At 29.3% G+C, this 24,201-nt stretch carries 24 protein-coding genes; 21 read left to right on the forward strand and 3 right to left on the reverse strand.

Annotated features, from left to right (window positions below; all coding sequences use genetic code 11):
* Positions 1 to 92 precede the first annotated feature (92 nt).
* From rplU to obgE, 4 genes are read left to right on the forward strand one after another with little or no spacing between them, the layout of a single operon-like run.
* The gene (rplU, locus tag BN854_RS02510) at positions 93 to 401 is read left to right on the forward strand and encodes a 50S ribosomal protein L21 (RefSeq protein ID WP_026657312.1); all 309 of its coding nucleotides are present in this window, start codon (positions 93 to 95) and stop codon (positions 399 to 401) included.
* A 3-nt stretch (positions 402 to 404) separates the two neighbouring features.
* Complete coding sequence (locus tag BN854_RS02515) at positions 405 to 722, forward strand: ribosomal-processing cysteine protease Prp (RefSeq protein ID WP_026657314.1); 318 nt, start codon at positions 405 to 407, stop codon at positions 720 to 722.
* A 3-nt stretch (positions 723 to 725) separates the two neighbouring features.
* Entirely contained in the window at positions 726 to 1,004 is a 279-nt protein-coding gene (gene rpmA, locus BN854_RS02520) for a 50S ribosomal protein L27 (protein WP_026657318.1), read from the forward strand.
* A gap of 59 nt (positions 1,005 to 1,063) precedes the next feature.
* Positions 1,064 to 2,317 (forward strand): GTPase ObgE, encoded by a 1,254-nt coding sequence (gene obgE, locus BN854_RS02525; RefSeq protein ID WP_026657322.1) that lies wholly within the window; start codon positions 1,064 to 1,066, stop codon positions 2,315 to 2,317.
* Positions 2,318 to 2,379: 62 nt separating this feature from the next.
* On the opposite strand, the gene BN854_RS02530 is transcribed toward obgE, so the two are convergent.
* A complete protein-coding gene (locus BN854_RS02530; RefSeq protein ID WP_026657324.1) occupies positions 2,380 to 5,388 on the reverse strand; it encodes a hypothetical protein in 3,009 nt (1,002 codons plus the stop codon).
* 99 nt (positions 5,389 to 5,487) lie between these two features.
* Positions 5,488 to 5,802 carry a hypothetical protein gene (locus BN854_RS02535; RefSeq protein WP_026657328.1) on the reverse strand — a complete coding sequence of 105 codons (315 nt, stop codon included), beginning with the start codon at positions 5,800 to 5,802 and terminating at the stop codon, positions 5,488 to 5,490.
* Positions 5,803 to 5,896: 94 nt separating this feature from the next.
* On the opposite strand from BN854_RS02535, the gene ruvA reads away from it, so the two are divergent.
* From ruvA to queA, 3 genes are read left to right on the forward strand one after another with little or no spacing between them, the layout of a single operon-like run.
* Positions 5,897 to 6,454 (forward strand): Holliday junction branch migration protein RuvA, encoded by a 558-nt coding sequence (gene ruvA / locus BN854_RS02540; protein ID WP_026657331.1) that lies wholly within the window; start codon positions 5,897 to 5,899, stop codon positions 6,452 to 6,454.
* A 50-nt stretch (positions 6,455 to 6,504) separates the two neighbouring features.
* Positions 6,505 to 7,512 (forward strand): Holliday junction branch migration DNA helicase RuvB, encoded by a 1,008-nt coding sequence (ruvB, locus tag BN854_RS02545; protein WP_026657337.1) that lies wholly within the window; start codon positions 6,505 to 6,507, stop codon positions 7,510 to 7,512.
* Positions 7,512 to 8,531, forward strand: coding sequence for a tRNA preQ1(34) S-adenosylmethionine ribosyltransferase-isomerase QueA (queA, locus tag BN854_RS02550; RefSeq protein ID WP_026657345.1), 1,020 nt, complete (start codon positions 7,512 to 7,514; stop codon positions 8,529 to 8,531). The genes ruvB and queA overlap by 1 nt, the downstream gene beginning before the upstream one ends.
* Here the strand turns inward: queA and BN854_RS02555 are convergent.
* Positions 8,524 to 9,354, reverse strand: coding sequence for an undecaprenyl-diphosphate phosphatase (locus BN854_RS02555; RefSeq protein ID WP_026657352.1), 831 nt, complete (start codon positions 9,352 to 9,354; stop codon positions 8,524 to 8,526). The two genes, queA and BN854_RS02555, sit on opposite strands and share 8 nt — an antisense overlap.
* A gap of 96 nt (positions 9,355 to 9,450) precedes the next feature.
* On the opposite strand from BN854_RS02555, the gene BN854_RS02560 reads away from it, so the two are divergent.
* The 14 genes from BN854_RS02560 to BN854_RS02625 all read left to right on the forward strand — a co-directional run bounded on the left by BN854_RS02560 (position 9,451) and on the right by BN854_RS02625 (position 24,197).
* Positions 9,451 to 9,825, forward strand: coding sequence for a phosphotransferase system (PTS), EIIB component (glucose) (locus BN854_RS02560; RefSeq protein ID WP_026657359.1), 375 nt, complete (start codon positions 9,451 to 9,453; stop codon positions 9,823 to 9,825).
* Positions 9,826 to 10,101, forward strand: a complete 276-nt coding sequence (locus BN854_RS02565; RefSeq protein ID WP_026657364.1) for an HPr family phosphocarrier protein — start codon at positions 9,826 to 9,828, stop codon at positions 10,099 to 10,101.
* A complete protein-coding gene (locus tag BN854_RS02570) occupies positions 10,094 to 10,987 on the forward strand; it encodes an undecaprenyl phosphate translocase family protein (protein WP_026657370.1) in 894 nt (297 codons plus the stop codon). The genes BN854_RS02565 and BN854_RS02570 overlap by 8 nt, the downstream gene beginning before the upstream one ends.
* Positions 10,968 to 11,570, forward strand: a complete 603-nt coding sequence (gene trmB / locus BN854_RS02575) for a tRNA (guanosine(46)-N7)-methyltransferase TrmB (RefSeq protein WP_026657377.1) — start codon at positions 10,968 to 10,970, stop codon at positions 11,568 to 11,570. The genes BN854_RS02570 and trmB overlap by 20 nt, the downstream gene beginning before the upstream one ends.
* The gene (locus tag BN854_RS02580; protein ID WP_026657384.1) at positions 11,567 to 12,631 is read left to right on the forward strand and encodes a M42 family metallopeptidase; all 1,065 of its coding nucleotides are present in this window, start codon (positions 11,567 to 11,569) and stop codon (positions 12,629 to 12,631) included. The genes trmB and BN854_RS02580 overlap by 4 nt, the downstream gene beginning before the upstream one ends.
* A complete protein-coding gene (locus BN854_RS02585) occupies positions 12,628 to 13,470 on the forward strand; it encodes an aldo/keto reductase (protein ID WP_026657391.1) in 843 nt (280 codons plus the stop codon). Before BN854_RS02580 ends, BN854_RS02585 begins: the two co-directional genes overlap by 4 nt.
* Positions 13,471 to 13,492: 22 nt before the next feature.
* Positions 13,493 to 14,929 (forward strand): MATE family efflux transporter, encoded by a 1,437-nt coding sequence (locus BN854_RS02590; RefSeq protein ID WP_026657399.1) that lies wholly within the window; start codon positions 13,493 to 13,495, stop codon positions 14,927 to 14,929.
* A gap of 85 nt (positions 14,930 to 15,014) precedes the next feature.
* A complete protein-coding gene (locus BN854_RS02595; protein WP_026657406.1) occupies positions 15,015 to 16,460 on the forward strand; it encodes a tagaturonate reductase in 1,446 nt (481 codons plus the stop codon).
* Complete coding sequence (locus tag BN854_RS02600) at positions 16,460 to 17,935, forward strand: UxaA family hydrolase (RefSeq protein WP_026657414.1); 1,476 nt, start codon at positions 16,460 to 16,462, stop codon at positions 17,933 to 17,935. Before BN854_RS02595 ends, BN854_RS02600 begins: the two co-directional genes overlap by 1 nt.
* Before the next feature lie 20 nt (positions 17,936 to 17,955).
* On the forward strand, positions 17,956 to 19,350 hold the full coding sequence (uxaC, locus tag BN854_RS02605; protein ID WP_026657422.1) for a glucuronate isomerase: 1,395 nt from the start codon (positions 17,956 to 17,958) through the stop codon (positions 19,348 to 19,350).
* 183 nt (positions 19,351 to 19,533) lie between these two features.
* Positions 19,534 to 20,106, forward strand: a complete 573-nt coding sequence (locus tag BN854_RS02610) for a hypothetical protein (RefSeq protein ID WP_026657429.1) — start codon at positions 19,534 to 19,536, stop codon at positions 20,104 to 20,106.
* 5 nt (positions 20,107 to 20,111) lie between these two features.
* A complete protein-coding gene (locus tag BN854_RS02615) occupies positions 20,112 to 21,194 on the forward strand; it encodes an ABC transporter permease (RefSeq protein WP_026657436.1) in 1,083 nt (360 codons plus the stop codon).
* 10 nt (positions 21,195 to 21,204) lie between these two features.
* Positions 21,205 to 22,071, forward strand: a complete 867-nt coding sequence (locus BN854_RS02620) for a carbohydrate ABC transporter permease (RefSeq protein ID WP_026657442.1) — start codon at positions 21,205 to 21,207, stop codon at positions 22,069 to 22,071.
* A 23-nt stretch (positions 22,072 to 22,094) separates the two neighbouring features.
* Complete coding sequence (locus BN854_RS02625; protein WP_026657449.1) at positions 22,095 to 24,197, forward strand: type 2 periplasmic-binding domain-containing protein; 2,103 nt, start codon at positions 22,095 to 22,097, stop codon at positions 24,195 to 24,197.
* The last annotated feature ends 4 nt before the right edge of the window (positions 24,198 to 24,201 follow it).

Here is a 24,201-nt window from a genome sequence, read left to right on the forward strand (position 1 = left end):
AACGTTGTACCACATAGAAAAGGTTATAAAAATTTATCTTGCATAGATTACCTTAATAGTGTGTCTTAATAAAAATAAAAGGAGGTAACAACATGTTTGCAGTAATTAAAACTGGTGGGAAACAAGTTCGTGTTGTTGAAGGTCAAGAAATCTACGTTGAAAAACTGGATGTTAATGAAAATGATACATACGAATTTACAGAAGTTTTAGCACTAGGTGGAGAAACTACAGTTCTTGGTCAACCACTAGTAGATGGTGCTAAAGTAGTGGCTAAAGTTATGAAACAAGGTAGAGGTAAAAAAATTATCGTCTTCAAATATAAGAGAAGAAAAAACTACCGTCGTAAACAAGGTCATAGACAAGCTTATACTAAACTTGTTATAGAAAAAATTATTGCTTAATTTATGATTAAGTATAGTATCAAAAAACATAATGATCAGATACAAGAAATTAAAGTAACAGGACATGCTGATTATTCAGAGTCAGGTTCAGATATTGTATGTGCATCAGTCTCTACAGCAATTATTCTAACGGTTAATGGAATTGAATTTCTAGGATCAATAAAGAATATTGAAGTAGATTTAAAAGAAGGATATTTTAATTTAATAGTAAAAGAAAACGATAAAATCGTTGAAGGTTTGCTTAAAAATTTAGAATATACATTCGAACAACTAAAAACAGATTATAAAAAATATATTAAAAACCAGAAAAAGGAGGGATAACACATGTTAAAACTTAATATACAGTTATTCGCATCTAAAAAAGGTGTTGGGTCAACTAGAAATGGTCGTGACTCACATTCAAAAAGATTAGGCGCTAAATTGTCAGATGGACAATATGCTACTGCTGGTTCAATTATTTACCGTCAAAGAGGAACTAAAATTCATCCAGGTAATAATGTTGGTATCGGTGGAGATGACACATTATTTGCAAAAGTAAGCGGAGTAGTTAAATTCGAAAGAAAAGGCCGCGATCGTAAACAAGTATCAGTGTACGAAGGATAATTTAAAAAATTATCCTTTTTTTATGGTAAAATAAATCAGAAAAGGAAGGAGGCGTTATTATGGACTTTATTGATGAGGTCGTAGTCGAAGTTACTGCCGGTAAAGGTGGAAACGGAATGGCGTCTTTTAGAAGAGAAAAATACGTAGAATTTGGTGGACCTTCAGGTGGCAATGGTGGTAATGGTGGTCATGTTATCTTTATTGGTGAAGAAGGCGAGAATACATTATTAAAACTTAAATATAATAGACATATAAAGGCTGAACCAGGAGTTAATGGTTCAAGCAAATCAATGCATGGTGCTAATGCTACGCACAAATATGTTAAAGTTCCATTAGGGACAGTTGTTTATACACTTGATGGTAGATTTATCGGAGAAGTGTTAAAACACGGAGAAGAATTAATTGTCGCTAAAGGTGGTAGAGGCGGAAAAGGAAATCAAGCCTTTGCTAGTCAAAAAGATCCTGCACCTGCTTATGCTGAAAATGGGGATATGGGAGAAAAACTAAAAGTAAGATTAGAGCTTAAGGTTTTAGCTGATGTTGGATTAATTGGATATCCAAGTGTTGGAAAGTCAACACTTATATCTGTTATTTCTAATGCTAAGCCTAAAATCGCTGATTATCCATTTACTACACTTGTACCAAACTTAGGGATGGTATATGTAGGAGAGGAAAGTTTTGTGGTTGCTGACTTACCAGGTCTTATTGAAAATGCTCACTTAGGACAAGGATTAGGTATACAGTTTTTAAGACATATTGAAAGATGTAGAGTACTTGTTCATTTGATTAGTATGGATAGTGAAGATCCTTATCAAGATTATCTAGCAATTAATCAAGAACTGCGTGAATATAACGAAAAAATTATAGAACGCCCACAAATTGTTGTAACTAATAAAATGGATTTAGAAGATGCAGAACAAAAATATGAAGCATTAAAAGAAAAATTACCAAATCAAGTAGTGTTACCTATTTCAGCTTTAACTAAACAAAATTTAGAAACACTTAAGTATGAAATATTAAAGACACTACATGAAAATCCTATTGTTGAACCAGTTAAAAAAGAAGTTGTTTATCAATTAGAAGAAGAAATAGTACCATTTGAAATTAACAAAGATGAGGAAGGAGTTTATGTCTTATCAGGAGAAGTTGCTGAGAGATTATTCTACCGTACAAACTTTGTTAATGAAGATTCAGTTAGAAGGTTTTCACATCAACTAAAAGGAATAGGTGTTGATGAAGCTCTAAGACAAATGGGGGCTAAAAATGGAGACATTGTTAGAATTTTAGAATATGAATTTGAATTTTTTGACTAATTAAACATAAAAAAACTCTATGTAAAGTGACTTTTTGAATAATTTCACTTAGATAGAGTTTTTTATTTTAATGTTTTATGCTTAAACTTATAGCTTTTATTTAAATCTTGCACTTCTTTTTTAGAACCATGAATCACTTCTTTTTTACTAATAATCATTTTTTTCATATAAGATGATTTAAGCAGTAATAACTGTTTGTGGTTAATATGTTTTAACTTTCTATAGTCAGTTTTTAAAGAAGTTTTTAGATCTTCGATAGAGTTTTTAATTTTATCCATTTGTTTCTTATAGGATAATTGAGTGTGTTTTAAGTTTTTAATGGAGCGTCTATTGTTTAAGTTAAAACGATGAATAGTTGAATTATTTTTTCCTTCAAGAGAAATAAAAGTATCTTTCAAATCTTTTTCTCTTTTCTCAGCTAAAGTAGTTAACTTTATTTGTTCATCTTTTAAATTAGTATTTAAAAGTAATAATTCATTTTCATGTTCCTGGTCTAATTTTTTTAATGCAGCTGCCAAGTTTTGTTCAATATATGAAGTATCTAATTTAAATTGATTAGAATTGTTTGCAATTTTATTTTGATTAGACAATTTATTCTTATTTAAATTAGATAGGTTTTTCTCATATGTTTGAATAAGCTCAGTATGCTTAATTTTTTTAATTAAATCTAGCTCAGAAGTTTTTTTATAAATATGAAGGGTATATTTTTTTTCAAAAATAGAGTTAAAACTATTAAGACGTTGTTCATTTTTATTAAAAGAATCTTCTAAATTAAGTAAAGAAAATTGGATGTTTTTATTTCGTTTTATGGTATTCTTTTCAAACTCTGAGTTAATAGACTGAATGATTTTTTCGATTTTTTGAATATAAGAATTAATTACTTTAAAAGAAGTAGTTGATTTTAAAATCAAATTTTGTATATTCAAAGATGCATGCTCTTTTGTCAATAGTACTAAAATAGATTTGTAGTACTCATTACTTATTCTTAATGAGTCATCAATTGTATAACACAATATTTTTTCTAAGTGATTCATCTTTTTTATATAGGTCAAATGCTCTTTTTTTAATAAAATAATTGCTTTTTTAAATTCTTCTGAGTTCTTTAATTCCCTTTTTTTATAGGCTTGTATTTTATTTCTCAATATAGATAATTGTTTTTCATCCGCTTTAATATGTCTCCGCAATGCATTAATAAGAGTTAATGTATTGATATCCAAATGTTCTTTTGAATTTGAGTTAATTGTTTTTTGTTTCTCTACAATAGCAGATTCTAATAAATTAATTTCTCTTTCAACTAAAGTCATTTCAGATGATATAGTATTGTTTTTATACGTATAAAAACTTTTCGTTTTATCATAGTATAATTGATATAAAGCTTTAAGAAAATTATTAATGATATAACTAAAAAGAAGTGATAGATTTTTTTTATTAGTTTCTGTCACTATTTTCTGAGAATTTATTATTTGTGACTCAAGATTAGAGAAAATAGCATATAAAGAATCACTGTTATCTTTATTTAAAACTTCATAAGTCAAAATTTGAGTTAAAAATGAATTCAAATTATTAATACTATTATGAATATTTTTAAATAAAGTGGTTGCCTCAAAAGTAACATTATGAGTCAAAATATTCTTATTTGTAGTAAATGTTTCTAAACTAGAAATAGTCTCATACGTTTTTTTGGTCTCATTAGCAATTAGTATACCTATATTTGTCAATATTGTGAACTGTGAGTATAACTCTTTTTCTTTAAGAGAGGTAATTTGATAAGTCGCATTTACAATGTCTTGATCATGGTTTAATTCAAAGCGTTTAAGGTTAATACTGTGTTCTGTATTAAGCATGGTTGTCGCATAATCAATATTATAAGATTCTTTAATAAAATCTAAGTTATCTTTATTAAAATCAAATTCTCTTTTCACTTTTTCAATATCTAATTGAAAAGTTAAAATAGCCTTTTTTTCTTCAAAACTTCTTTTAAGAGAAGTAACTGTTTTTTGATATTCAATTGCATTTACCTTATAATCTCTATTACTAGAAAGAGTATCTAAGTCAGCTTGAATACTTAAGTTAATATAAGTTGTATCGTTAGATAGTATAGCTAATTCTCTATTTTGAATATCTAAAGATCTTTTCAATTGGACTTCTAAAGGTGCTATCATATTTAAATGATCCAATTCATTTAAAACTTTATTTTTTTGATACAAATTTTTGAGGTAAAGTTTTTCTAGATTCATTCTTTGAAAAAATAGTGTTTTTTCATTTTCTAAAACTAGCAAGCTTTGTTTATGCTCTAAGTCTAATGTTGCGTGTTCTATTCTCCATGATGATAATTTTTTAAGATAATCTAGCTCATTTAGATAAGCTTTTTTTTGATAAGAAATTTTCTTTTGTTCAATTGCCTTATTTGTTTTTAAAATAAATCTATTAATATCACGATTTAATTCTTTTATTTTTCTGTTTAGTGAAGTATCTGTGCCCTTTTCTTTCTGGTAGATCTTAATTTCTTCTGAAACTCGTTCTCTATAAGAAGACATAGAACTATTTAAGATAGAAATAGCATTGTGGTACTCAAAGTCAATCTTTTGAACAGCCGTTTCATAGTCTCGTTTGAGTTCATCAAATAAATTATTATGTTTATCTAATTTGTTTTGATACTCCAAATTAGCTTGATTGAGGGTTGTTGCTTGACCATCCAGATATTTTTTTTCTTTCATTTCAAAATTTGATAGTTTAGATAAATAGTTTGTCTCCAAATTAGAAATTGTATTTTGCGATAATACTTTTAATTCATTTAATTTCTTGTTAAAACTGATACTAGCTTGGTTGTAAGTTTGCTTGATGGAAAGGTAATTTTCATCACTTTGTTGTTTAGCAATATTACTTTTTTCAAGTAAGATAGCTTCTTTTTTACTAAATTCAGCCATTTCCTTTTGTAAAGAACTGTCTAGCTTTTTAGAAGTAGTATCATAAGTTTTTTTAAGGGTTGTCATTTTTTCTTGGTAGGCTTGTTCTAGAATGCTAATTTTTTGCTTGAGTAAGGTTTGGTGCTCATAAAGTTCTTTTTGCAAAAAATCTAATTTTTTTGCTTAATGAGAAGTGTTTCTCTTTCAGTAATATGATATTTTCCGGTAAACTTTCTTTTTGTTTAATAAAAGCATTTCTTTTTTCTAATAATTTTGATTAATAGAAATAAGGTTTTTTTGTCGATTTAATCGCAAAGTATCTAAGTCTTCTTTTAAAGAATTAATAATGTTATTAGATAAATCTTGTGGTTTTTGAAATTCAGACTTTAAAGAGTTTTTATCTAGTAAAGAAGTGCTTAAAAAATCTAATTTTTGGAAATTAGTATTATTTATATTAGCGTTTAAATTTGAAAAAATAAGAGTTACAATCTCTGTTAAATCTTTTAAAGATGTATCACTTAATCCTTTTAAGCCATTTATTTTATTTAAGATATCTGTTTCTGAAAAATAATTGCTCATATAATCACTTCCTAGTGTTATTATAGCATAACTCTAATAAGTAAAATATGATAAAAAATGTTATAATAAATAATGACTGAAAAGAGGTGTTCTTATGTACGGATATATAAAAGGGAAAATAACAAAGATTGTAGCAGAATATATTATTGTTGAGAATAACGGAATTGGCTATCAAATTATTAGCCCATCACCTTATGATTATGAAATCGATGATGAAGTAGTAGTTTTTACTTATCTACATGTCAGAGAAGACATCTTTTTACTCTATGGATTTAAAGATACAGAGACGCTTGATTTATTTAAAAAACTTCTAAGTGTTTCAGGGATTGGACCTAAAAGTGCTTTATCGATTGTTGCGGCATCCAATAGTAATGATGTATTAAATGCTATTGAAAATGGTGATGTTAAATACTTAACAAAATTTCCTGGTATTGGAAATAAATCAGCTCAACAAATCATTCTTGATTTAAAAGGAAAATTAATTGTAGTGAATGAAAATAAACTTATACCTGATATAGGAAAAGATGTTTCAGAAGCTTTATTGGCGCTAGGATATAGCAAAGTTGAAATTGCTAAAGCAATTAAACATATCAATCTAGACCAAAAAATAGAATTAGCCGTTAAAGAAGCACTCGTTTGGCTTTTAAAATAACAGAAAAGAGTTGATTTTTATGAGTTATAATAATCAAAGGATTGATATCAATGAAAGATAATAATTTATTGACAAACATGGCATTAAAAGAAGATGAGGAACAAACTCTAAGACCTCAGATGCTCTCACAATATATAGGACAATCAGACTTAAAAGAAATGCTTTCTATCTATGTAAAAGCTGCTTTGAAAAGAGAAGAATCATTGGATCATATTTTATTATATGGGGCACCAGGTCTAGGAAAAACCACGCTTGCTCAAATTATTGCAAATGAGATGGGAGTTAATATAAAAATAACATCAGGTCCAGCGATTGAAAGAAGTGGAGATTTAGCTGCTTTATTAAGTTCTTTACAACCTGGAGATGTTTTATTCATTGATGAAATCCATCGTTTACCAAGATATGTAGAAGAAGTGCTATATTCTGCTATGGAAGATTATGTAATTGATATTATTATTGGAAAAGATACAGAATCAAGATCAATTCGAATTGAATTACCACCATTTACACTTATTGGAGCAACCACAAGGTTCGGAGATTTATCAGCACCGTTAAGAGATAGATTTGGCGCAGTGATGCGCTTAACTTATTATAAACAAGAAGAATTAGAACAAATAGTTTCTAGAACTGCGGATGTTTATCAGAACAAAATTGATGCATTAGCGGTTAAAGAACTTGCAAGAAGATCTAGGGGAACACCAAGAATCGCAAACAGACTTTTTAGAAGAGTGAGAGATTTTGCAGAAATTATGACCGATGGATTTGTTAATGAAGAGATTACTAAATTAGCATTAACTAAATTAGGAATTGATAGGAATGGCTTAGATGAAAGTGATTACCTTTATTTAAAAGGAATTGTTGAGAGATTCAAAGGTGGACCTGTGGGATTAGAATCCCTAGCAGCAACCATTGGTGAAGAAGTAGGTACCATTGAAGATGTTTATGAACCATATCTTTTACAAGAAGGCTACATTATAAGAACGCCAAGAGGTAGGGTTGCAACTAAACTAGCCTATGATTTACTAGGAATTAAATATTATGAAGGAATGTTAGAATAATGAATACAAACGATTTTGATTTCAATTTACCAGAGCATTTAATTGCACAACACCCAAGTGAAAAAAGAGATAATTCAAGACTGATGGTCTTAAATAGAAAAGATGAAACCATTGAGCATAAACATTTCTATGACATTATTGACTATCTTGATGAAAATAGTTGTTTAGTGATTAATGATACGAAAGTTTTACCGGCAAGACTTCTTGGAATAAAAAAAGATACTCATGCAGCAATCGAAGTCTTATTATTAAAAGAATTAGAAAAAGATGTGTGGGAAGCTTTAACTAAACCGGCTAAAAGAGTAAAAGTTGGGACATTAGTAACATTCGGTGATGGATTATTAGAATTAGAATGTATAGATGTAAAAGAAGATGGAATTAGACATTTCAAATTACACTATAAAGGTATTTTAATTGAAGTATTAGAAAAATTAGGAACTATGCCATTACCACCATATATTGTTGAAAAGCTAGACGATCAATCAAGATATCAAACAGTATATGCAGACGTTTTAGGAAGTTCAGCAGCCCCTACAGCGGGACTGCATTTCACAAAAGAATTGCTAGAAAAAATTAAACAAAAAGGGATAGAAATTATCCCAGTAACACTACATGTGGGACTTGGAACATTTAGACCGGTATCAGTAGAAAATGTTTTGGAGCACCATATGCATGAAGAAACCTATATTTTAACAGAAGAAGTTACAGAAAAATTGAACCAAGCAGTTTTAAATAAAAAAACAATTGTTGCGGTAGGAACAACTTCCGTTAGAACACTTGAAAGTAATTTTGATGGCAAATTTCATGCTGGAAAATTTGACACTAAAATATTTATTTATCCAGGCTATAAATTTAAAGTTGTTAATCAACTGATTACTAATTTTCATTTACCTAAATCAACTTTAATGATGTTAATAAGTGCTTTTGCTACAAAAGAGTATATAAAAAAAGCCTATAGCAATGCTATAGACCATGAATATAGATTTTTTAGTTTTGGAGACTCAATGTTTATTAAATAACAAATAATATAATTGAAGTCACACCGATAATTAAACAGTAAATTGAAAAATAAATTAAGTTTTTAACTTTTACATATTTATTCATTAATTTAACTGTGAATAATGATCCTAAAAAACTAAATACAAAAGCAAGAGAATAACCAAGAATGTGAATAGGTTCATTTGTATGAAACATATCATAAATACCTAATAAAGTAACTGGAACTGATATGAGTAAATAACATAAAAATGAAAATCTTAAAGTATCTTTTAAATTTATTTTTTGAGCTTGACCACCGACAATAGTAATTCCACTTCTTGATAAACCAGGAAATACTGCAAACGCCTGGAATAAACCAATGATTGCGGCATTTTTAAAAGTGACATTATTAGTATAGGATCTATTTCTTAAAGAATAAATAGTAAATAATAAGATACTAGTAACTAGTAATGCTATACCAGTAGATAATAAATTGTTAGGCAAGTGATCTTTTAATAAAAGACCTGTAATTCCAATTGGGATAGCTGCTAAGATTAGTTTTAAAACATAATTAAATTCGCTTTTATCATTAATTTTTTGTTCTTCATTTCTACTTTTTTTCTTAAATATAAAGTTCCAAGAACCACTAATTAAACCTAAAACATCTTTTTTATAATACCAAAGTAGAGCTAAGAAAGAACCTGCATTGGTAATCATAAGAAAAATAGTAAGATTGTTTGTATCTACATTGAAAATTTTTGAAAAAATAGATAAGTGCCCACTACTTGATACTGGGAAAATCTCTGTAACACCTTGGATAATACCTAAAAAGATATATTTTATAATTTCGATAAATTCTGTCATCATAACACCTCTTTTTTTATTATAGCATGGATAGAAAGAGAAAAGATTGAATTTTTATGCAAAAGACATTATAATGTTAAGTAAGGATGTGAAAAAATGAATCTATATATAGATAATATGACCTTGATTATTACTGCTTCAGCAGTGTTTGCGGTGCTTATTCTTTTATTTTTAGTTATTTTCTTTATGAGACTAAAAAAGGCAAAAACAAAAGAAACGGTAAAAATCGATAATAATTATATTCAATCAATTTTAGAAGCATTAGGGACTAAAAATAATATTGAAAGTATTAAATTAGATAATAAAAGGCTAAAAGTACTAGTAAAAGATACTAAGAAGCTTAACCAAACATTATTTAATGAACTTGACACACCAGCGTTTTTAGTAGGTAAAGAATTAAAAATACTAGTTAAATATTCACCTGAAGTAGTATTAGAGGGATTAAATAATATAAGAAATGAGGAAGTATAAATGAGAAGAAAATTTTTAATTGTTGCAGAATATGGATTACATGCAAGACCAGCTACTCGCCTAGTTAATCAAGCGATGGGCTACCAGTCAGAAATATCATTAACAGCAATGAATAGAACAGTTAACTTAAAATCAATTATGGGAGTCATGTCATTAGGAATATACAATGGTGAAGAAGTTATTGTTCACACAGAAGGTTCAGATGCGCAACAAGCGCTAGATGCCATAACCGATTTTATCGTAACAGAAGGTTTAGGCAGAGTAGTTAATGAATAATATTAAAAAAATTAGCAAAAGCATTTTAGTAGGAATAGGAGCAATCCTGCCAGGAGTTAGTGGTGGTATGATTGCGGCTTCATTTAATATCTATAAAGATTTAATTGAAGCATTAAATAAAGTGACTAAACATCCAATTAAAGCAGTTTTAAGCATATGGCAGTATTTAGTTGGAATTTTTATAGGGGTACTTTTAGGTTTCCTACTGGTAAAAATATTATTTAAATATATACCTATTGAATCTACACTTTTATTTATTGGATTAATTCTTGGTGGAATCCCTGAAATACTATTTTTTGCAAGAAAAAAAGAATATGATTTCAAAGCATACTTAACAAGTGCAATTGGTTTTTTACTAATGATTGCGGTTATATTTTTAAATAATTTAAGCACAGGCTCAATAGTTAATACAAATATATTTATTTGGATCGTAGTTGGATTTATAGTTGCATTAAGTTTTATTATTCCAGGTATTAGCGGGACAATGATTTTATTAGTATTAGGTTTTTATAAACCATTATTAGATTTAGCAACAGAAGTCATGAAAGAAGTTTCAACTTTTAAATTTCATTTATTAAAAGATAATATATTAGATATGTTAGCAATTGTCATTGGACTAATTTTAGCAGTTATTCTATTATCAAAATTAGTTTCAATATTATTAAATAAAAAACCAGAGAGATTTTATCAGTTTGTATTAGGTATTATTATTGCATCACCAATTAATATCATCTATAGTTTAAATAATGATCTTGGTGATGGACAAATATTTGATTTTAGCAAATACTGGCTTTCGTGGCTGATAGGAATTGCTTTAATTCCTTTAGGTGTTTATATCGCAAGAATTTTTGCAAAAGGTGAAAAAGATGAGACAAAAGAAAATTAAAGGAATTGATTCGTTATATTTAGAGAAAAAAGGAGTTATTACTAAAGTAACTCCTTTAGTATTTCCAGAAGGAAACAAAATCTTTGTTGAAATAGGAAGTGGAAAAGGTGATTTTATAACTTCACTAGCCAAAGATCATCCTAACGACTCGTTTGTAGCAATTGAAAAAATTGATAGTGTCTGTTATAGAATATGGCAAAAGAAAGATGAACTTAAATTAGAGAATCTAACAATTATTTTAGATGATGCGATTTATTTAGAAGAATACTTTAAGAGTTATAAAGTAGATCAAATTTATCTTAATTTTTCCGATCCATGGCCTAAAGCTAGACACCATAAGAGAAGACTAACTTATTCAACTTTCTTGACAAAATACAAAAATGTATTAAAAAAAGAAGGAGAATTACAGCTAAGAACAGATCATTTGGAATTATTTAATGACAGTTTAGAATATATAGAGAAAGTATTTGATATTACTAAAGAAGATAGAAATCTAGCTGTTAGTAAATATATGACAGAATATGAAGTTAAAAAAAGAAAAACAGGACCAATATATCAATTAAACGCGAAGGTGCAATCATGAATAAAATATACGAAGAATTAATGAATTTACCAGGAATCAGTGGGCATGAACAAAGAGTAAGAAAATACATTAAAGACTACATGCAAAAATATAGTAAAGCATATGAAATAGTTCAAGATAATTTAGGATCAATTTTTGCAGTTAAAAAATCTAAAAATAAAAACGCTAAAACAGTTATGGTTGCTGGCCACATGGATGAAGTTGGGCTGATTGTTGCTAAAATACTTGATAATGGATTGATTGTTTTACATAATATTGGTGGGCTTACCGGAGAAGTCTTTGTTTCCCAAGTTATGCATGTCTATACTAAAAACGATGAAGTCATTAAAGGTATTATTGGATCTATCCCACCACATTTAAAGAAAGAACAAAGTAATGCAATTGCTGACTTAAGATTAGATATAGGAGCAACTTCAAAAGAAGAAGTTTTATCTTGGGGAGTATCATTAGGAGATATGGTTTTATTTGCTAATCAATTCTCATACACTCATGATAAAAAAAGAGTTATTTCTAAAGCGATAGATAACAGATATGGGTGTGGACTTGCATTAGAAGTGATTGCTGAATTTAGTGATAAAGAATTACCATTTAATTTAGTAGTAGGAACAACTGTTCAAGAAGAAGTAGGATTAAGAGGTGCTGAAACGAGTGTTAACTTATTTAACCCAGAAATTTTTATAGCACTTGATGCATCCCCTGTAAATGATTTATTAGATCCAGTTAACAGTCTTGCAAAATTAGGAGCTGGATTCCTGCTTAGAATGTATGACCCTAGAAATATTATGCACAAAGGATTAATGTCATACTTTATTTCTTTGGCAAATGATCATGATATAAAGTTCCAATACTTTACATCAATGGGTGGAACTGATGCAGCTAAAGCACTTGATATGAATGAAGGTGTTTTAGCAACAACAATTGGCTTACCTTCAAGATATATTCATTCAACAGCAGCAATGATGGATATAAGTGATTTAGATGAAGCAAGAAAAATGATCTTTCAGGTTTTAAAAGACCTTGATGATAAAAAAATAAAAAAATTATTGGAGGCTAATAGATGAAATACAACAAACTATCAAATGGTTTAAAAATGCCAGTTTTAGGGCTAGGAACATTTTTAATTGAAGATGGAAGTTCAGTGTATGATACTGTACTAAATGCTCTAAAAATTGGATATAGACATATAGATACTGCCTATATGTATCGTAATGAAAAAGGAATTGGAGATGCAATTAGAGATAGCAAAATTCCAAGAGAAGAAATATTTATTACAACCAAACTTTCAACTCAAGCGATGGGTAATAAAGAACTATTAGAACAAAGTTTTCAAGAAAGTTTAGATAAATTACAAACTAATTATGTTGATTTACTGATTATTCACTGGCCATCTCATAATGAAAAAATTAATGCGATAACTTGGGAATTCTTAGAAGAACAATATAAAAATAAAAAAGCTCTTGCTATTGGCGTTTCAAATTTCCAAAGACATCATTTAGAAGATTTATTTAAAACTGCTAAGATTAAGCCTATGATAAATCAAGTTGAATTACACCCAGGGCTTTCTCAAGTTTATTTACAAAAGTATTTAGAAAAAGAAAACATAGCAATTACTAGTTACGGGCCACTAATGAAAGGTATGGTATTTGAAGCACCTTATATTGAAACACTCACTGAGATTGCTGCTAAATACAATGCTAGTGTTGCACAAATTATTATCGCTTGGGGATTGAAAAGAAATATTTTTATGATTCCAAAATCAGTTAATGAAAAAAGATTATTAGAAAACTTTAATGCCAAAGATATCAAGTTAGAAAATAAAGATGTAGAAAGAATAAATCAGTTAAATAAAGGTAAAAGGGTTTATACAGACCCAGATAATAACCCTATAGCACCTTATTAAAGATTTATAAGTGGAAGAAAAAATGCAAAATGAATTATCGTTAAAGGATCAGAAGAGACGTCATGCTATATTGAATGGAAATTTATATAAAACAGTTTTAGTTTTATCAATTCCTTTAGCGGTATATAGTCTATTTAATTTTTTATATACATTTATTGATATGATATTGGTTGCGAATATTGGAAGTAGCCATGTCAATTCGGTTGTTTTCATTGACCAAATTAAATCAGCAATTAGTGCTTTTGGAATGGCAATTGCAGCTTCTGGTACAGTTATAGTTGCAAGACATTATGGTGCATCAGAAATAGAATTGGCTAGAAAAAATGCTGGGTCAACTTTCGTCTTATCAGTTGTTATTAGTACTATAGTGGCTTTGATAACAGTAGTTTTTGGTAGACAAATATTAACACTTGCCGGTGCAACTACTGAAATCATTGATACTGGATTGGGTTATTACAATATTCAGATGATTTCAACTACGTTGATTGCTGTTAATAGTGTTTTTATTGGATTAGAAAAAGCTAAAGGAAATACAAAAATTGTTTTAATGCTTAATTTAATAGTTATGGTTGTGAAACTAGTACTATCCATTTTATTTGTATATGCATTTGATGGAACAGTCACTGATTTAGCAACTGCAACCCTAATTGCGCAACTTTCTCTTATGATAGTAGCGATATTTATTATGTTTAATAAAAAAAATGTGTTTAGAATTAAATTTAATGAAATTAGACTTAAAAAAGAATTTATTGTTCCTATTATTGTTTTAGCATTACCAATATTTTTTGGAAAGTTTTTATTTAGTATAGGTAAAGTATCAATTAACGGTCTTGCTTTGAAATATGATCCTTACGCTGTTGGAGCCTTGGGGGTTGCTATGAATATACACGGAATGTTTAGTGCAGTAGCAACCGTATTTGAAGAATCAGAAGTGAGTATCATCTCACAAAATTTAGGTAATAAAAATCTAAGTAGGGCAATTAAGACTTTTAAAATTTCCTTTATATATTTATTAGTCGTAAGTATTCTAGGTATATTAATCTTAAGTTTTACATATGAAGGATTAATTCCCTTGTTTAGTTCTAACAAAGCCGGTGAGGAACTCACCCCCCATCAAATAGAAATGATTAAAGTGATGTTTAAATGGGAAAAATATTCTTTACTCACATCTCCAGCATTAGGATTAATCACCGGGCTCTTTGTCGCATTTAAGAAGACGCAAGTTACTTTTATATTAAATATCGTTAGGGTATTTGTTTTTAGATTACCAGTATTATATTTATTTTATAAGTTTACTAAGATGAACTACGAAGCAGTCGGAATAACTATGTTTATTAGTAATACCGCAACATTTATTGTAGGTGGAATAGTATACCTCATATTTATTAGAAATTTAAAGCATTATGGATATCAAAAAATGACGTTTGATGAACTAAAATTAGAGAATGTCGAAAGTTGACAATTTACCATAAAAAGGGTAAAATATAAACGATTAAAAAACATCGTTCAAAATACCGAACGAAATGAAGAAAAAGAGGGTTACTGTGGAAAAATTAACTAAAAAGATTCATAAAACACCAGAAAGACCTATATCAATTATGCAATTTGGTGAAGGAAATTTCTTGCGTGCTTTTGTTGATGATTTTATTCAAAAATTAAATGATCAAAAATTAATCAACATGGGGGTTGTTGTTGTACAACCAATGCCTTTTGGGCGTATTAAAGAAATGAAAGAACAAGATGGTTTATATACATTGTTCCTTCAAGGATTACAAAATAATGAAATTGTTAAAACACATCAAGTAATCGATGTATTATCAGATTTTGTTAACCCATATGAAGAATTAAACAAATATTTAGAATATGGTAAATCAGAAGATTTACAAATCGTTATTTCAAACACTACTGAAGCTGGTATTGTTTATGAAGAAGAAAAATTAAGTAGAGAAGTTACTCCAAACAGTTTCCCTGGAAAATTACTTTTATTACTAAACGAAAGATTCAATCATTTTAAAGGTGATAAGACTAAAGGTCTTGAAATCGTTCCATGTGAATTAATCGATTATAACGGTGACACACTAAAAGAAATATTAATTAAACTAGCAAAATACAATGGATATAGTGAAGCATTTATTGATTGGATTTCAAATGATAATAAATACTATAATACTTTAGTAGATAGAATCGTTCCAGGATATCCAAAAGACGAAGTTGAAAAACTAGAAAAAGAACTTGGTTATGTTGACCACTCAATGGTTAAAGGAGAAATATTCCATTTATGGGTATTACAAGGACCAGATACATTAAAAGCTAAGTTACCATTTGATAAATCAGGTTTAAATGTATTATTTGCAGATAGTATTGTTCCATATAAACAAAGAAAAGTTAAAATATTAAATGGTTCACATACTGCATTAGTACCAGTAAGTTATTTATTAGGAATTGAAGCTGTTAAAGAGTCAGTTGAGGACCCAAGAGTTTCTAAATTCATCAAAGGATTCATTTATGATGAAGTTGTTCCAACAATTGATTTACCACAAGCTGATATGCATGCATTTGCATATAGTGTAATTGAAAGATATTCTAATCCTTTCGTACACCATTTATTATTATCAATTGCGCTTAACTCAATGAGTAAATATAAGTCAAGAAATTTACCAACTGTACTTGACTTAGCTAAACAAGGTAAATTCGCATCACATGCATTATTTAGTCTAGCTGCTCTTATAGTGTTCTATAGAGGAGTAGATGAAAAAGGAAACAAGATTCCTTTAAATGATGATCCTAAGTTTATTGAATTATTTGAAAAATTATGGGCTAAAAACGATATTCCTGCCCTTGTTAAAGAAGTATTAGAATTACCTTTCTGGGAAACTGAATACTTAAAGAATAAAGAAGTAGTTGATTATGTAACAAAACAAGTAGAATTAATTGTTACAAAAGGTATGAAATATGCTGTAGATCAACTTATTAATGGAGCTGAAAAATAATGAGTAAATTTTTAATAATTAACCCTAACGATAATGTCATGGTTTCATTAGAAGATGTTACTAAAGGTAGCGTTGTTAATGGGATTGAAGTATTAAGTGACATTGTTAAAGGACATAAAATTGCTTTAAGAGATATCAAAGAAGGTGAAGATATTGTTAAATATGGTTCACCAATTGGACATGCTACTGAATTTATACCTAAAGGAGCACATGTTCACGTTCATAACGTTAAAACTAATTTAGGTGCTAAATTAGAATATGATTTTAAACCAGAATATCCAAAATATGATGTAAAACCAGCTTCAAGAAAAATTAATGTTTATAAAAGAAAAAATGGAGACATTGGTATTCGTAATGAGTTATGGATTGTTCCAACAGTAGGATGTATTGTTGGACAAGCTAGACAAATTGCAAATGCATTTGCTAAAAATCACCCAGAATTAGAAAACTATGACGGTATCCATGTTTTTGGACACCCATTCGGTTGTTCACAAATGGGAGATGACCATGTTAATACTAGAGAAACATTACAAAACATCTCTTTACACCCAAATGCAGGTGGCGTTTTAATCCTTGGATTAGGTTGTGAAAATAACCAAATTAAAGAATTTAAAGCAACTTATGAATATGATTCAGATAAAATTAAATTTTTAGCAATGCAAGAAGTTTCTGATGAAATTGAAGCAGCAACTGAAATATTAGAAGAATTATATGAAAACTTAATTACTGAAAAAAGATCAGAAACAGATATCTCAGAATTAAGAATCGGACTTAAATGTGGTGGATCAGATGGTTTTTCAGGGATTACTGCAAACCCATTATTAGGTAAAATCTCAGATTATATTACATACCATGGTGGAACAAGTGTTCTAACAGAAGTTCCAGAAATGTTTGGTGCCGAAAAGATCTTAATGAGACGTGCTAAAGATGAAGAAACATTCCATAAGATTGTTAATTTAATTAATGATTTTAAAGGTTATTATGAAGCACACAATCAAGTTATTTATGAAAACCCATCACCAGGTAATAAAAATGGTGGTATTACTACATTAGAAGATAAATCATTAGGATGTACACAAAAAGGTGGACAATCAATCGTTTGTGACGTATTAAAACATACACAAAGATTAAAAACTAAAGGTTTAAATCTAATTAGTGCCCCAGGTAATGACTTAGTTTCAGTGACTACATTAGGTATGTCAGGAGCTCACTTAGTATTATTCTCAACTGGACGTGGAACACCATTTGGTGGGTTTATTCCAACAATTAAAGTATCAACAAACACTGATATTTATGAAAGAAAACCAAAATGGATTGACTTTAATGCAGGTAGCTTAGTTGATGGTGTGCCAATGGATGATTTATTAGAAAACTTTGTTGATTTTATCGTTGAAGTAGTTAATGGTAAAAAGACAAATAATGAAAAAAATGATTTTAGAGAAATTGCTATTTTCAAAGATGGCGTTATCTTATAATAAAAACGAGGAGAAAAGAAATGAAAACATTTATTAATGATGATTTTCTTTTACATAATGAAGTTGCTAAAAAACTTTTTCATGATTATGCAAAAGATCAACCAATTATCGATTATCACTGCCATTTAAGCCCAAAAGAAATTTATGAAGATAAAAAATTCAGAAACCTATTTGATGCTTGGTTATCAGGTGATCACTACAAATGGCGCTTACTAAGAGCTAATGGAGTTACAGAAGATTATATTACTGGAGATAAACCAGATTATGAAAAATTCTTAAAATGGGCAGAATTAATGCCAACTTTAATTGGTAGCCCACTTTACCACTGGACACATTTAGAATTAAAGAAATTCTTTAATATTGATACATTATTAAGTCCAAAAACAGCTCTAGAAATTTGGAATAACGTAAATAAACAATTAGAAACACTTACAGCACGTAAAATGATTACTATGAGTAATGTTGAAACGATTGTTACAACAGATGATCCAGTGGATGATTTAGCTTGGCATAAACTAATTAAAGAAGACAAATCAATCAAATTTAAAGTATTACCAGCATTTAGACCTGATAAGGCATTTAATATTGAATTATCATGGTTTGCATCATGGATAGAAACACTTTCAAAAGTTGCAAACATTGAAATTAAAGACAGTAAATCTATCAAAGCTGCTTTAAGAAGTAGAATTGAATATTTCCATGAAAGAGGATGCCGTTTATCTGACCATGCATTAGATGTTGTATTATATGAAGCAGCAACTGATGCTGAAATTGATGTTATTCTTGCAAAAGGTTTAAAACAAGAAGCATTAACACAAACAGAAATTAAAAAATATAAAGGCTATATCTTAACTTTCTTAGGACAAGAATATCATAGATTAAATTGGGTTCAACAATACCATATCGGAGCTTTGAGAAATAACTCTAAACGTATGTTAGCTAAAATTGGTCCAGATACTGGATTTGACTCAATTAATGATGGATTAGTTGCAGAACCACTTGCGGCTTTACTTGGTGCATTAGACGAGACAGATCAATTACCAAAAACAATTATTTATACACTAAACCCAAGAGATTTTGAAGTAGCTATTACTTTAATGCAATCATTCCAAGGTGGTGGAATACCTGGCAAGATTCAATTCGGATCTTCATGGTGGTTCCTAGACTCAATTGATGGCATGACTAAGCAATTTGTTGCTTTAGGAAATAATGGATTATTAGCAAGATTTGTTGGTATGTTAACAGATTCAAGAAGTTTCTTATCATATCCTAGACATGAATATTTTAGAAGATTATTATGTAACGTAATTGGAGAACAAGTAGTTCTTGGTTATTTCCCAGAGGATTATGAGTTACTATCAAAATTCGTTAAAGATATCTCATATAATAACGCTAAAGAATACTTTAGTTTTTAAATAGCAATTATAAATACTATTACTATAAGTAAGATAATTCAATAAAAAATTATCTTACTTAAATTAGTATTGACATCGCTTACATTTAATGTTAGAATGTATGTGAACATTCCGAAAATGAGTGTTATTATTTTCGTCTAATATACGAAGTAAGCGTTTTCAAAGAATTGATTGAGGTGTTTGATGACATTAAAGAAATACAGATATTTAGATGTGACAATAATGACTGTTTTAGCAATAGTTGTAGATGTCGTTTCTTATTTAGTTACCAGTTATATGCTTAAACAAAACTTTGAAAATGTATATATAGCTCCTTCAATAGTAGTAATTATTTTCATCTATGTAAGATGGGGAAAAATTGGAGTTATTTCAAATTTTCTCATGTTAATGATTCAATTTATTTTATATAGAAATCAAATCTTTTCTACAACTTGGTTTGCTATAGCATTCTCAGTAGGATACTTATCATTAGCAAGTACTCTAATTTGGAACAGAAAGCAAAAAAATAATATTTTAAGATCTAATCTTAAAACATTAATATTATATTATTTTGTACCCTATTCTATTATGGTAATTTCTGAGATAGGCATATCATATGTTTTAGGCTTTAAAGGCACTGCAACTTCATTTATCATTAGACATATAATAAACTTTATTTTATGCTTAGTTATAGTTGTAATTGCTAAGGTTCAAAAAAATTTCATGGTAGACATGTATGGCTATCTTGAAAAACTTCAAAAAGAAAAGGATGAATGAAACTCATGGATATTAGAAAAAGCAATGAATCTGTGAATCTTCAAATAACTCAAAAAGAATTAGAAGAACTAAGAAGAGTTGAAATTGAAGAATACATGCAAAAAACTAAATTAAAAAGATATGCAGGCATATTAAAACAAAATTGGCAAGTATACGCCATGCTTGTTCCTGTGTTGCTATTTTTCATTTTATTCAGATACAAACCAGTTGGAGAAATGATTGCAGCATTTACAGAATATGATCCTAAGTTATCTGCATATGATTCTCAATTTTATGGTTTCTATGCACTAAGAAATATTATGTTTGGTACAGAAGCTGTTAAGTTTTGGAGAGCATTTAGAAATACATTTACATTGAGTATGTATGGATTATTATTTGGTTTTCCTATTCCAATATTCTTGGCTTTAATGTTTAGTGAAATTAAAAACAGTGGATATAGAGCGGTTACTCAAATACTTACTTACCTACCTAAATTTATTTCTACGGTAGTTATTACTTCATTACTTTCATTAATGTTAATGGGAGGAAATGGCGGTAATATCGGACCTGGGGTTTTAAATAGATTATTACAAGCTTTAGGAGTTATCGGACAACAAGTACAAGTTTTAGACTCACCTAAATATTTTAGAAGTGTATATATACTTTCTGATATTTGGGAAGGTGCTGGATATGGTTCTATTGTTTATTTCGCAGCTATTATGGCTATTAGCCCTACTAACTACGAAGCAGCTAAAATTGATGGAGCAAACAAATTAGCACAAATTAGATATGTAACACTTCCTGGTATGGCACCTACTTTAACTGTTATGTTGATTCTGCGTATTGGATCAGTATTGAGTCTAGGATATGAAAAAGTAATGTTAATGACTCAAAATAGAGGTGAAGCTGTATTAGAAACTGCAGAAGTAATTTCTACATACGTATTAGGAATGGGTGGATTGCTGACTTCCTCACCTAACTCAGGAACGTCATCAACTGCACAAGCACTTGCCACTTCAGCGGATTTATTTAATTCTTTGATTGCTATGTTCTTAGTATTAGGTGCAAATTTCATCAGTAGACGTGTAAGCGATACGTCATTGTTCTAAGGAGATTAATATGAAAAGATTAGATAAAAGTGAATTGATATTTAAAATTATTGCATATACTTTGGTAACCTTATTTGCAATTTCTACCTTATATCCATTAGTATATAGCGTTTCAGCTGCTATTAGTAGTAGAACTGCAGTTGAATCTGGACAAGTTACCTTATTACCAATTAACCCATCTTTAGAAGTGTTTAAAGCTTTCTTTACAGACGACACATATTCTAAAAAATTCTGGATTTCATATACTAATACATTATTCTATACATTCTATGGAACAATATTCAGTATGGGATTAACTATATTTGCTGCTTACGCACTTTCAAAAAGCAACTTGTTATTCAAAAAACAAATTAACTTCTTCATTGTATTTACAATGTGGTTTAGTGCAGGGATTATGCCAACATATTTAAACTACTTATCACTTGGAATTAATAATAGATGGGGAATTATATATGGATTTGGTGTACAAGCATTTAATATTATCTTATTAAGAAATTATTTTAATAGCGTGTCTAAAGAAATTGAAGAAGCAGCTATTGTAGATGGTGCTTCTGAAATGCAAATTTTAAAGAGTGTATATTTACCAATGTCCAAATCTGCTCTAGCAACAGTTACATTATTTTACGCTTTGAGCCGTTGGAATGGATATTTTTGGAATATGAGACTTGTAGGTTCTAATGAACACCCATTACAAGTTATTCTTAGAGGTATTGTCGATGATGCCGGAAATACAGACTTGATTCTTAATTATTCATTCTCTCTGTATTCGTTATCATATGCCGCAATTGTACTGTCTATAATCCCAATCATTATTGTATACCCAATCTTACAAAAATATATGTCACAGGGTGTAAATACTGGTGGGGTAAAAGAATAGAAAAAAAATAAAGGAGAACAAAAATGAAAAAAATATTTTCATTAATAGTCGCTTCAATTGCAGCTTTAGTATTAGTTGCTTGTGGCGGTGAAAGTAATGCTGACACAATTAGAATGTCAGTTTGGTTCAAGTCTGGATCTACTGAATATTCAATTAGTTATCGTGGTGCAACTCCATATGCATCTACATTAAACGGACAAAGATACGTTAAAGGATCAATTTTACCAGTTTGGGAAGAAATAGGTAAAAAACTTGATGTAACTTTCGTTGATGCAGTTGATGATGGGGATACAAGTACAGATGCACAATGGGAAAGATTGTCAAAAACTGGTTTTGGCAGTGTTGATTTAGTTAATGGTACTGGTGCTAAGATTACTGAAGCTGGACAAAAAGGCCAATTCGTTAATATAGCTAAATACTTAGATAGAATGCCATCATTAAATACTTTAATAACAAATGATAAGGCTGCTAAATTATCAATGACAACTCCAAAAGGAGAAATTTTCTATACTCCATATTTTGATGGTTCTGGAGAATTAGAACATATGTTCTTAGCAAGAATTGACTGGATAGAAAAATTACTTGATACAAATGTAACTGGTGATACAAAAAATTATAGTGGCTCATTCAGTTATACTCCAATTAATGGTACTGAAGGTTATACAGTTAGTGTAGCTAACGAAACAGGTACAGGAGAAAATGCTAAGAGAAATGTGACTAAAAACGCAGTAGTAAAAAACGCATTTGATGTAGTTAAAGATGCTCCGAAAACTGGTGCTGGAATGTTAACGGCATTCAGATCATATTTAAATGAAAGATATGGTAGCTTGGAACAATCAGGATATGCAAAATTATCTGATATCTTTGCAGGAACTGATGCATCATATGATGCTGATGAAATGGTAGCATTAATGTATGTAATTAAAGCTAACGAACAAACATTATTAGACGGTATTGCTCAAGTTGGTGCAAAAGCAAATTCAATTGTTCCTTACTTCCAACGTGAAAAAGCAGATAACCGCGTTAGACAATATGCACGTGGATTAGAAATGTTTGGTCTTCGTGGTGTAAATGCTCGTAATGAATGGTTATTTATCGATAAAAATGGAGAATTACAAGATACTCGTGGTATCAACGACGGAGCAACATTAGTTGATGGATTCTCTAAATTAAATCAATTATCAACAGATGGAATAATTCCAGATATTGCTTCATATGCAGATAAATATAATTTTAGAACCAATTTATTAAAGGGTACAAGTGGAGAATTTGGATTCTTAACATATGATTACAATGGTACTTCAACAACTGATGATTTAACAGGTGCTGAAAATGGCGGAAGAAAAGTTGATGAAAACTTTAAGTTCCAAGCTATATTACCTCCAGTAAACAAATGGGATACTAAACAAGGTAACGAATGGTTCCACTTCTCAGAATCAGTTAGATCTGTAAAAGCTGAAGCATGGGGAATTCCAGTTGAAGTAGAAAAAAATCCAGCTAAATTAGACAAAGTTCTTAAATTAGTTGACGGATTATATGATTATTCTAGTAAAGATGCAATTGGTAGTATCCATTTATATGGACCTTCTCAATGGTTAAGTGATGATTTTGAATTGTACTACAACCCAATCACAAAACAAAGTGATGCAATTTGGAGTTACAAACAAGAAGCAGTTGACGAACGTAAAACACTTGCTGGTGGAGATATGATTAAATATCTACGTGGTTACTTAGGTGCTACAATGCCAATTGGTCACGTACGTAGTTTAGGATTAGAATATCAAACTTTAACTGAAGATGGTAAAGAAGGTATTGGACGTATTAATAAAGCTGTAGCTGCTGAAACATTTAGATTAGCAGGTGTTTATGAATCAAACGATCCATTCTATACACCAGTTCCAACTAGCTTACCATTAACACAATTACAAAATACTTCTGTTGGTGCTACTACTTTCAGAAACTATACAAATAATAAAGTTTTAATTACACTTGTTAAAGAAGGATTTAGTGGTGCATCAGAAACTCTGACTCCTCAAGGATATGCTGATATAATAGCAAAACCAAGTGAGTTCGCAGTATTCATTAAAGCATATAGAGATGCTTATAAATCAGTAACTTCAAACTAAGATA

Origin of the sequence: Alteracholeplasma palmae J233, from assembly GCF_000968055.1 — a bacterium.
GTDB lineage: Bacteria > Bacillota_I > Bacilli_A > Acholeplasmatales > Acholeplasmataceae > Alteracholeplasma > Alteracholeplasma palmae.

Bases quoted from the DNA above. Each gene is read 5' to 3' on its own strand.
- BN854_RS02515 (WP_026657314.1), top strand. From the start codon at position 405: ATGATTAAGTATAGTATCAAAAAACATAATGATCAGATACAAGAAATT.
- BN854_RS02615 (WP_026657436.1), top strand. From the start codon at position 20,112: ATGGATATTAGAAAAAGCAATGAATCTGTGAATCTTCAAATAACTCAA.
- BN854_RS02555 (WP_026657352.1), bottom strand. From the start codon at position 9,354: ATGACAGAATTTATCGAAATTATAAAATATATCTTTTTAGGTATTATC.
- obgE (WP_026657322.1), top strand. From the start codon at position 1,064: ATGGACTTTATTGATGAGGTCGTAGTCGAAGTTACTGCCGGTAAAGGT.
- trmB (WP_026657377.1), top strand. From the start codon at position 10,968: ATGAGACAAAAGAAAATTAAAGGAATTGATTCGTTATATTTAGAGAAA.
- BN854_RS02610 (WP_026657429.1), top strand. From the start codon at position 19,534: ATGACATTAAAGAAATACAGATATTTAGATGTGACAATAATGACTGTT.
- BN854_RS02590 (WP_026657399.1), top strand. From the start codon at position 13,493: ATGCAAAATGAATTATCGTTAAAGGATCAGAAGAGACGTCATGCTATA.
- BN854_RS02580 (WP_026657384.1), top strand. From the start codon at position 11,567: ATGAATAAAATATACGAAGAATTAATGAATTTACCAGGAATCAGTGGG.
- BN854_RS02600 (WP_026657414.1), top strand. From the start codon at position 16,460: ATGAGTAAATTTTTAATAATTAACCCTAACGATAATGTCATGGTTTCA.
- rpmA (WP_026657318.1), top strand. From the start codon at position 726: ATGTTAAAACTTAATATACAGTTATTCGCATCTAAAAAAGGTGTTGGG.
- BN854_RS02560 (WP_026657359.1), top strand. From the start codon at position 9,451: ATGAATCTATATATAGATAATATGACCTTGATTATTACTGCTTCAGCA.
- BN854_RS02570 (WP_026657370.1), top strand. From the start codon at position 10,094: ATGAATAATATTAAAAAAATTAGCAAAAGCATTTTAGTAGGAATAGGA.
- uxaC (WP_026657422.1), top strand. From the start codon at position 17,956: ATGAAAACATTTATTAATGATGATTTTCTTTTACATAATGAAGTTGCT.
- BN854_RS02535 (WP_026657328.1), bottom strand. From the start codon at position 5,802: ATGAGCAATTATTTTTCAGAAACAGATATCTTAAATAAAATAAATGGC.
- BN854_RS02620 (WP_026657442.1), top strand. From the start codon at position 21,205: ATGAAAAGATTAGATAAAAGTGAATTGATATTTAAAATTATTGCATAT.
- BN854_RS02625 (WP_026657449.1), top strand. From the start codon at position 22,095: ATGAAAAAAATATTTTCATTAATAGTCGCTTCAATTGCAGCTTTAGTA.
- BN854_RS02565 (WP_026657364.1), top strand. From the start codon at position 9,826: ATGAGAAGAAAATTTTTAATTGTTGCAGAATATGGATTACATGCAAGA.
- ruvA (WP_026657331.1), top strand. From the start codon at position 5,897: ATGTACGGATATATAAAAGGGAAAATAACAAAGATTGTAGCAGAATAT.
- ruvB (WP_026657337.1), top strand. From the start codon at position 6,505: ATGAAAGATAATAATTTATTGACAAACATGGCATTAAAAGAAGATGAG.
- BN854_RS02585 (WP_026657391.1), top strand. From the start codon at position 12,628: ATGAAATACAACAAACTATCAAATGGTTTAAAAATGCCAGTTTTAGGG.
- rplU (WP_026657312.1), top strand. From the start codon at position 93: ATGTTTGCAGTAATTAAAACTGGTGGGAAACAAGTTCGTGTTGTTGAA.
- queA (WP_026657345.1), top strand. From the start codon at position 7,512: ATGAATACAAACGATTTTGATTTCAATTTACCAGAGCATTTAATTGCA.